The sequence below is a fragment of the Mesorhizobium sp. M7A.F.Ca.AU.001.01.1.1 genome (assembly GCF_004022735.1).
In the GTDB taxonomy this organism is placed as follows: Bacteria; Pseudomonadota; Alphaproteobacteria; order Rhizobiales; family Rhizobiaceae; genus Mesorhizobium; species Mesorhizobium ciceri.
On record NZ_RZPF01000801.1, the window covers coordinates 1 to 2,715 of the forward strand.

The window sequence follows — 2,715 nt, forward strand, 5'->3', positions numbered from 1 at the left end:
CGTCTGTTCGACTTCATGAGCGCGCCGGCAAAACGCGCGCCAGCAGCATCGAAGACACAGGAAAAGGCTTGGGCACCGCACGACAGATCCGTGCGAGCCAAGATCACCGACACAGGAAAAGTGTTTACGCTTGCCCTGAAGGCCAAGGAAGCCTCGCCGTTCGGAGCGTTCATAACCGATCGGCTGGACGAGCTTTTCGAGGCTTTTCGGCAATCGGAAACAGCCAAGAAAACAGGAGACTGAAACCGCAAAAGAAAAAGGCCCCCGAACGTCGCCGTCGCGGAAGCCCTTCTCGTCTGTAGCAAGCTGAGAATCGCACTTCCCCGAATCACTGTCAAGAGTCGTGGCGCCATTTCGGCGAGCAGATTTCTTTTGCCTGATTGAAAGGTGAGGGAAATGGAGAGTGGGTTTGCGACGACGCCCTTCGGGCGGCGGCCGATGACGCTTGCGTTGGTGAAAGCCAACACGGCGTCAAGGCAGATACCTCAGGGGTCTGTCGTCGAGAAATGGCAGGTTTATCGGTGGCTGTGCGAGGGCAAGTCGATTGTCGGCGGCGGCGATCGCGCCCTGGCGGTGCTCAGCGGGCTTTTGACGTTTTATCCAGACGACCAGATCAGCGAGGAAAACGGGTTGATGGTCTTTCCGTCCAACGCTCAGCTATCGCTGCGGGCGCACGGCATGGCCGATTCCACGCTGCGCAGGAACCTGGCGGAACTGGTAAGTTGCGGCCTCATCATCCGCAGGGACAGCGCCAACGGCAAAAGATTTGCCCGCAAAGGGCCGGGCGGGGCTGTGGTGGAGGCCTTCGGCTTCTCCCTGGCCCCGTTGATCACCAGGGCAGCGGAGTTTCAGCAGGCGGCCGACCAGGTTCGAGCCGACGGTCGGGCGCTCAGACTGATGCGGGAGCGCATCACGCTGCACCGCCGCGACATCCATAAGCTGATCGAGGCGGCTGTCGAGGAGGATGTGCCCGGGGACTGGGGAACGCTGTGGAAGCGGTTCCGGGCCATTGTGGACGCAATTCCACGCCGGGCAGGCCTGTCGGAGCTGGAAGGGGTCGTCGCCGAGCTGGTAGAGCTGCACGAAGCGGTCAACAAGATGCTGGAAAGCTTCACAAATGCCAAGAATCCTAGCGGCAATGAGTCCCATAATGAGCGGCAGCAATCTGATTCAAACACAGACTCCGCTTTTGTATTTGAACCGGCTTTCGAAAAAAGCAGGGCGGAGGCCGAGCCAACATCCCACCCCCCCGAGAAGCCGAAAGGCTACCCGATTGGACTGGTGCTGCGGGCCTGTCCCGATATTGCCGACTATGCCGTCAACGGGATCGGAAGCTGGCGCGACTTGATGATGACCGCCGCCCAGGTGCGAGGATACCTTGGCGTGTCGCCTTCAGCCTATGAGGAGGCTTGCCATGTGATGGGCCAGGAAGTTGCCGCGATCGTGATCGCCTGCATTCTGCAAAGAGCGCAGCATATCAACTCGGCTGGCGGTTATCTGCGCGTGCTGACCGAAAAGGCAAAAGCGGGTGAGTTTTCTGTTGGACCTATGCTCATGGCGGCGCTGAAAGCCAATGGCGCGTCAGCACGGATGACCGGATGAGCGGCAAGATATCGCGGGGCAGCGGCGTAAGGATGTGACCGGTGCTGTTGAGGTGGCCTGGCACATTCCCACCTGTCGGCGGGGTTTGCGGCGCGGCCACTGAACGGGTTCGTTCTTGAAAACAGTCTACAACTGCCATATCTTCTGCACACGAAATATGACTCCCGATATGGTAGGATGAACACCATGGGCCAGGCACTCAAGATAGCCGAGCAGAATGGACCTCTCATCTTGTCCTACATGGACCGGAATGGGAAGATTGCGATTGGGCAGGTCGCGGACGGTTTTGGCATGTCCAAAGGCCAGTTGGCCCAGACTGCAGGTCTTGCACGCGAGACGCTTTATCGGTCAGAGCGTAGCGCCACGGTAAAGACCCAGGGGCGTCTGCGAGAAATGCTCGAGATCATCAGCCGAGTGACGGAATGGGCGGGTGGCAAGGAGCAGGCGATGGCCTGGTATCGGGCTCAGCCGCTTCCGGCATTTGGGGGACGCACCGCTGAGGCGCTGGTGAAGGACGGCAAGGCAGCAGCGGTCCGTGATTATCTCGATCACATGGCCGTTGGCGGGTTTGCGTGAGGTTCGTCGGAACCTGCTACCGCGCACATGATCCACGTTGGGCATTCAAGCCGACTTCCGGCGAAGGAGCGGCGATCCGAGGGGCTCGATTCAATCCCAAAGGCGTGCCGGCGCTCTATCTGGCGCTGACCATCATGACAGCGATCAAGGAAGCCAACCAGGGCTTCGCACAGCGGATCGATCCCTGCGTGCTTTGCTCCTATGAGATCGATTGTGACGACATCGCGGATCTGACAATGGAAGAGCGGAGAGGAGAGTTTTCTGTGACGCTCGAAGAGATGGCCTGTGCCTGGGCGACGGCTCTCAGCAACGGAGAACGTCCAGCGTCCTGGTCCATCTATGAGCGGTTGCAACCCCGAAATGTTGCCGGCATCGTGGTTCCGAGCTTCGCGCCGGGGGCCGAGATGGAGGATCGCAATCTGGTCCTTTGGAACTGGGGCCCCGATCTCCCGCACAAGGTGGCTGTATTCGACCCCAGTGGTCGGCTGCCGAGGGATCAGCTGTCTTGGCGATAGACCGATCCGCCAGGGGAGGGGG

The 2,715-nt window shown here is 60.0% G+C and carries 4 protein-coding genes; all 4 read left to right on the forward strand.

The genetic code is table 11. The features are described 5' to 3' along the window. Positions 1–243: plasmid partitioning protein RepB C-terminal domain-containing protein (locus tag EN884_RS32055; protein WP_281034857.1), on the forward strand; the 243-nt coding region annotated here is incomplete at its 5' end. 153 nt (positions 244–396) lie between these two features. Next, the gene (gene repC, locus EN884_RS32060; protein WP_128360974.1) at positions 397–1,602 is read left to right on the forward strand and encodes a plasmid replication protein RepC; all 1,206 of its coding nucleotides are present in this window, start codon (positions 397–399) and stop codon (positions 1,600–1,602) included. Positions 1,603–1,788: 186 nt separating this feature from the next. Then, positions 1,789–2,178: an MbcA/ParS/Xre antitoxin family protein gene (locus EN884_RS32065; protein ID WP_013525331.1), complete on the forward strand. Its 390-nt coding sequence runs from the start codon at positions 1,789–1,791 to the stop codon at positions 2,176–2,178. Then, positions 2,175–2,693, forward strand: a complete 519-nt coding sequence (locus EN884_RS32070; protein WP_063170582.1) for an RES family NAD+ phosphorylase — start codon at positions 2,175–2,177, stop codon at positions 2,691–2,693. Before EN884_RS32065 ends, EN884_RS32070 begins: the two co-directional genes overlap by 4 nt. The last annotated feature ends 22 nt before the right edge of the window (positions 2,694–2,715 follow it).

Coding starts and splice junctions, on each gene's coding strand:
- repC (WP_128360974.1), top strand. CDS start 397: ATGGAGAGTGGGTTTGCGACGACGCCCTTCGGGCGGCGGCCGATGACG.
- EN884_RS32065 (WP_013525331.1), top strand. CDS start 1,789: ATGGGCCAGGCACTCAAGATAGCCGAGCAGAATGGACCTCTCATCTTG.